Origin of the sequence: Hydrogenophaga sp. (assembly GCF_041633695.1) — a bacterium.
Taxonomy (GTDB): Bacteria; Pseudomonadota; Gammaproteobacteria; order Burkholderiales; family Burkholderiaceae_C; genus Hydrogenophaga.
Window position 1 is genome coordinate 1 of the sequence record NZ_JBFJMY010000265.1, and the last position, 5877, is coordinate 5877.

General features: G+C 62.7%; 5 protein-coding genes and 1 tRNA gene. 5 read left to right on the forward strand and 1 reads right to left on the reverse strand.

Annotation, left to right across the window (positions count from 1 at the left end; genetic code table 11):
* From ABYB95_RS15470 to ABYB95_RS15490, 5 genes are all read left to right on the forward strand, one after another.
* On the forward strand, positions 1–419 hold a 419-nt coding region (locus ABYB95_RS15470), incomplete at its 5' end, for a hypothetical protein (RefSeq protein ID WP_372659462.1).
* Positions 420–504: 85 nt separating this feature from the next.
* Positions 505–1609 (forward strand): peptide chain release factor 2 gene (prfB, locus tag ABYB95_RS15475; protein WP_372659463.1). Its coding sequence is split into 2 segments (ribosomal slippage): positions 505–585 and positions 587–1609, totalling 1104 coding nucleotides; the frame shifts between segments, so codons are not numbered across the junction.
* A 121-nt stretch (positions 1610–1730) separates the two neighbouring features.
* Complete coding sequence (pepN, locus tag ABYB95_RS15480) at positions 1731–4430, forward strand: aminopeptidase N (protein ID WP_372659464.1); 2700 nt, start codon at positions 1731–1733, stop codon at positions 4428–4430.
* An 89-nt stretch (positions 4431–4519) separates the two neighbouring features.
* The gene (locus tag ABYB95_RS15485; protein ID WP_372659465.1) at positions 4520–5539 is read left to right on the forward strand and encodes a class 1 fructose-bisphosphatase; all 1020 of its coding nucleotides are present in this window, start codon (positions 4520–4522) and stop codon (positions 5537–5539) included.
* A gap of 10 nt (positions 5540–5549) precedes the next feature.
* A tRNA-Thr gene (locus ABYB95_RS15490) sits at positions 5550–5625 on the forward strand.
* A 48-nt stretch (positions 5626–5673) separates the two neighbouring features.
* Here ABYB95_RS15490 and ABYB95_RS15495 read toward each other — a convergent pair.
* Positions 5674–5877: hypothetical protein (locus ABYB95_RS15495; RefSeq protein ID WP_372659466.1), on the reverse strand; the 204-nt coding region annotated here is incomplete at its 5' end.

Sequence of the window (5877 nt, forward strand, 5' to 3'; positions counted from 1 at the left end):
CGGCAAACGCCCCCGCGCCGCGCTACGAAGCCTTTTTCTCCCCCTACACCCACCACTGGTCCCACTCGCCCGAACACCAGCAGGTTTACGCCGCCAGTGTGAGCCTGTTGTTGCCCAAAGACCGATTCTGCGGTTTCAGCCTGTTCAACAACTCCTTCGGCCAACCATCGGCCTATGCGTTCGCCGGCAAGACCTGGCCGGGCGTGATGGCGTCCGTGCCGGAAGTCTACGTGTCGGTGAGCGCGGGCATCGTGTATGGCTACGTGGGCAAATACAAGAACAAGGTGCCGCTGAACGTGGGCGGGTTCTCGCCCGTCCTCGTCCCTGCTGTTGGCTACCGGCTGAGCGACCACAGCGCCGTGGAAGTGCAACTGCTGGGCACGGCCGCCTTCATGGTGGGCGCCAGCCTGCGCTTCTGAACCGCCTCTGCGGTGGGCACCTGCCCGCCAGGGGTGGGCGCATGAGAAAATACCTGTTTTGGCCCCAGACATCAGGAAGACTCTCATGGAAGCAGAACGCACCAACACCATCCGCAACCAACTCGAAGACCTGACCGTGCGGGTGGTCGAGCTCCGGAGGTATCTTTGACTACGATGCCAAAGCATCCAAACTGAAAGAAGTCGAAGCCGCGCTGGAAGAGCCCACGGTCTGGGACAACCCCAAGCGGGCCCAGGAACTCGGGCGTGAAAAGAAGTCGCTGGAAGATGTGGTCCATGTGCTGGACCGCCTCACGGGCGAACTGGCGGACAACAGCGAGTTGTTCGACATGTCGAACGACGACAACGACGAAGCCGGGCTGATCACCATCGAAACAGAAGCGGGCAAACTGGCCGCCGAGGTGGAGAAGCTCGAATTCCGCCGCATGTTCAACAACCCGGCCGATCCCCTGAACTGCTTTCTGGACATCCAGGCCGGCGCCGGTGGCACCGAAGCCTGCGACTGGGCCAGCATGTTGCTGCGCCAGTACCTGCGCTACGCCGAGCGCAAGGACTTCAAGACCACGATCGAAGACGAGACGCCGGGCGACACCGCGGGCATCAAGGGCGCTACCATCAAGATCGAAGGCGAATACGCCTTTGGCTTGCTGCGCACCGAAACCGGCGTGCACCGCCTGGTGCGCAAATCGCCGTTCGACTCGTCGGGTGGGCGCCACACCAGCTTTGCCAGCGTGTTCGTGTACCCGGAAATCGACGATTCGATCGAGATCAACATCAACCCGGCCGACGTGCGCACCGACACTTACCGGGCCTCTGGCGCCGGCGGCCAGCACATCAACAAGACCGATTCGGCGGTGCGCCTGACCCACTTGCCCACCGGCATCGTGGTGCAGTGCCAAGACGGTCGCAGCCAGCACGGCAACCGCGACGTGGCCTGGAAACGCCTGCGCTCCAAGCTGTACGACTTCGAGCTGCGCAAGCAGCAAGAAGAGCAACAGAAGCTGGAAGACACCAAGACCGATGTGGGCTGGGGTCACCAGATCCGCAGCTATGTGCTGGACAACAGCCGCATCAAAGACTTGCGCACCAACGTCGAGATTTCGGCCACCCAGAAAGTGCTCGACGGCGACCTGGATGCCTTCATCGAAGCCTCGCTCAAACAAGGTGTCTAAGCCATGTGGCGCCCGCTCGAATCTGTCTGGCCGCACGGTTTACACCGTTGCGGCCAGGCCGCCTCAGCGGGTGATGCCGCGTTTGCGCAACCCCTCCATCCCCTTCTGACAGGAACTTGACATGACCGCACTGCGCGAAGGCCCCACCACCGTGGTACACCGCGAAGACTATGCCGCTCCGGCCTACTGGATCGACACCGTGGACCTGGCGTTTGACCTCGATCCGGTCAAGACGCGCGTGCTCAACAAAATGCGCCTGCGCCGCAACCCCGACGTGGCCGAACAAGCGCTGCGGCTCGACGGCGAAGAGCTGAACCTGGCACGGGTGCTGGTGAACGGTGCGGGCTGCTCGTTCAAGCTGGACGGTGATCAACTGGTGCTGGAAAACCTGCCCCAGGGACCTGAGCCGTTCGACCTGGAAATCTTCACCACTTGCGCTCCCGACAAGAACAGCCAGCTCATGGGTTTGTACGTGAGCGAGGGCAGCTTTTTCACCCAGTGCGAGGCCGAAGGCTTTAGGCGCATCACCTACTTTCTCGACCGTCCGGACGTGATGGCCAGCTACACCGTCACGCTGCGCGCGGACAAGGCCAAGTACCCGGTGCTGCTGTCCAACGGCAACCTCGTGGAACAAGGCGAGCTCGAAGGGGGCCGCCACTTTGCCAAGTGGGTGGACCCGCACAAAAAGCCGTGCTACCTGTTTGCGCTGGTGGCCGGCCTGTTGGTGGCGCGCGAGCAGCACATCGTCTCGCGCAGCGGCAAGCCCCACCTGCTGCAGGTCTATGTGCGCCCCGGCGACATGGACAAGACCGAACACGCCATGAACTCGCTGATCGCCAGCGTGGTCTGGGACGAAGCCCGTTTTGGTCTACCGCTCGATCTGGAGCGTTTCATGATCGTCGCCACCAGCGACTTCAACATGGGCGCGATGGAAAACAAGGGCCTGAACATTTTCAACACCAAGTACGTGCTGGCCAACAGCGCCACCGCCACCGACACCGATTTCTCCAACATCGAATCGGTGGTCGGGCACGAATACTTCCACAACTGGACCGGCAACCGCGTCACCTGCCGCGACTGGTTCCAGCTCAGCCTCAAAGAAGGCCTGACTGTGTTCCGCGACCAGGAGTTCAGCATGGACCTGTGCGCCGAACCTTCGGCGCGCGCGGTCAAGCGCATCGAAGACGTGCGGGTTTTGCGCACCGCCCAGTTCCCCGAAGACGCCGGCCCCATGGCCCACCCGGTGCGGCCCGACAGCTACGTCGAGATCAACAATTTCTACACCGTCACGGTCTACGAAAAAGGCGCAGAGGTCGTGCGCATGATGCAGACCCTGGTTGGGCGCGACGGTTTTGCCGCGGGCTTGAAGCTCTACTTCGCCCGCTTCGACGGCCAGGCCGTGACCTGCGACGACTTCGCACAAGCGATGGCGGACGCCAACCCGGACTCCGATCTGGCCCTGCTGCTGACGCAGTTCAAGCGCTGGTATAGCCAGGCCGGAACCCCGCGGCTGCATGCCAGCGGCGCCTACGACGCCGCTGCGCGCAGCTACACACTGACGCTGACACAAACCTCGGAGCCCACGCCCGGCCAGGCGGCCAAGTTGCCGTTCGTGATACCTGTGGCCCTGGGCCTGATCGGACAGGATGGCCAAGCGCTGCCCCTGCAATTGGACGACGAGGCGCAGGCGGGTTCCGGTACCCGCATCTTTGTGCTGACCGAAGCATCCGAAAGCTTCACCTTCACCCACCTCGACGCCGAACCGGTGCCCTCCATCCTGCGCGGATTTTCCGCCCCGGTGGTGCTGGACTTTGCCTACACCGATGAGCAACTGCTCACGCTGCTCGCGCACGACAGCGACGCCTTCAACCGCTGGGAAGCCGGTCAGCGCCTGGCTTTGTCGCGCGCCATTGCCTTCATTCGCGGCGACGCCGACCCGACTCAAACCCCGGTGCTGGACGAGGCCTACATCGACGCCATGCGCCTGGTGTTGCAGCACCCGGCATTGGACGCCGCGTTCAAGGAACTGGTGCTGACCCTGCCGTCAGAAACCTACATCGCCGAGCAACTCGACGTGGTGGACCCGCAGCGCATACACGCCGTGCGCGAGGCCATGCGCCTACAACTCGCCACCGCGTTGCACGGCGACTGGGTGCAAGCCTATGAGGCGCACCGCGAAAACGGCGCCTACCGCCCCGACGCCCTGAGCGCCGGGCGGCGCGCCCTCAGCGGACAAGCGCTGAACATGCTGTGTCTGGCGGCCAGCCAGTCGGGTGACAACATCTGGCCCGGCAAAGCCTTCCAGCGGTTCAAAGACGCCGGCAACATGACCGACCGCTTCAACGCCTTGGCGGCCCTGGTCAGCAGCGGTCAGCCCCTGGCACGCGATGCGCTGACCCGCTTCCATGCGCAGTTCCGCTCGGAAGCCCTGGTGCTGGACAAATGGTTCGCGCTGCAGGCAGGCGCACCCGATCGCCAAGGCAGTGCCCTGCCTGCGGTTCGCCGGCTGATGGCGCACCCCGACTTTCAGATCCGCAACCCCAACCGCGCGCGCAGCGTGATCTTCAGCTACTGCAGCGCCAACCCGGGCGGTTTCCACCGCGCCGACGCCGCCGGCTATTTGTTCTGGAGCGAACGGGTGCTGGAACTCGACGCCTTCAACCCCCAGGTCGCCGCCCGCCTCGCGCGTGCGCTGGACCGCTGGAAAAAGCTGGCGGAACCCTACCGCAGCGCAGCGCGCGAAGCCGTTGCCCGCGTCGCCGCCCAACCCCAACTCAGCGGCGACGTGCGCGAAGTCGTCACCCGGGCGCTGGCCGATTGAAGGCACAGCCCGGTGCCCTCTTACCGGGGGCGACCGGGCGCGCCCATGCCACAACCACCCTCCATTGAACCGATTTTCAGTCCCTCACCATGTCCAAACCGATTTCACTGACGCGCTACCTGGTCGAACAACAACGGGTCGACGGCCACATCCCATCCCATCTGCGCCTGCTGCTCGAAGTCGTGGCACGCGCATGCAAGAGCATCAGCCAGGCAGTCAACAAGGGTGATCTGGGCGGCGTTCTCGGCTCGGCCAGCACCGAAAACGTGCAGGGCGAGATGCAAAAAAAGCTCGACATCATCGCCAACGAAGTGCTGATCGAAGCCAACGAATGGGGCGGTCACCTGGCCGCGATGGCCAGCGAAGAAATGGAAGGCATCTACGTGGTGCCCAACCGCTACCCGCAAGGCGAATACCTGCTGCTGTTCGACCCGCTCGATGGCTCCTCCAACATCGACGTCAACGTCAGCATCGGCACCATCTTCAGTGTGCTGAAGAAGCCCGAGGGCTTGCCAGGCCAGAGCCAGGGCGTGAGCGAACAAGACTTTCTGCAAGCCGGCGCCCAACAGGTGGCCGCAGGCTACTGCGTCTTTGGCCCGCAAACGACCTTGGTGCTCACGGTCGGCGACGGCGTGGCCATGTTCACCCTGGACCGCGAACAAGGCTCGTTCATCCTCACCCGGGAAAACGTGCAAATACCGCCCGACACACAGGAATTTGCCATCAACATGAGCAATATGCGGCACTGGGACGAACCGGTGCAGCGCTACGTGAACGAATGCCTGGCCGGCAAGGAAGGGCCACGCGGCAAAGACTTCAACATGCGCTGGGTCGCCAGCATGGTAGCCGACGTGCACCGCATCCTCACGCGCGGCGGCATCTTCATGTACCCCTGGGACAAACGCGAACCCAACAAACCCGGCAAGCTGCGCCTCATGTACGAAGCCAACCCCATGGGCATGGTGGTGGAACAGGCGGGTGGTGCCATCACCAACGGGCAACAGCGCATCCTCGACATCCAGCCCACCAAGTTGCACGAAAGAGTGAGCGTGATCCTGGGCTCCAAAAACGAAGTCGAGCGCGTGACCAGCTACCACGCCAAGCTATAATTCGAGGATTGCCGGTGTAGCTCAGTCGGTAGAGCAGCTCATTCGTAATGAGAAGGTCGGGTGTTCGATTCATCTCTCCGGCACCAAGTCAGTAAAGGGAAGCCCGCTATCTAAAAGGTAGCGGGCTTTTTCCTTTATTGGCCATGTAGCCACCATGTAGCCACCATGTAGCCACCATGTAGCCACCATGTAGCCAGCAGAGCCGCGTTCTGCGCTCTCACTTTGTAGACTCCGTCCACGAAGCACTCAACAAAAATCAACAGGCGAGGGATCACAAGTGGCAAATGACGTGGTGTGCAAGGCTTGCGGGTTTCACGGCGAATTTGAACGGAAAACCC

Bases quoted from the DNA above. Each gene is read 5' to 3' on its own strand.
- ABYB95_RS15485 (WP_372659465.1), top strand. From the start codon at position 4,520: ATGTCCAAACCGATTTCACTGACGCGCTACCTGGTCGAACAACAACGG.
- pepN (WP_372659464.1), top strand. From the start codon at position 1,731: ATGACCGCACTGCGCGAAGGCCCCACCACCGTGGTACACCGCGAAGAC.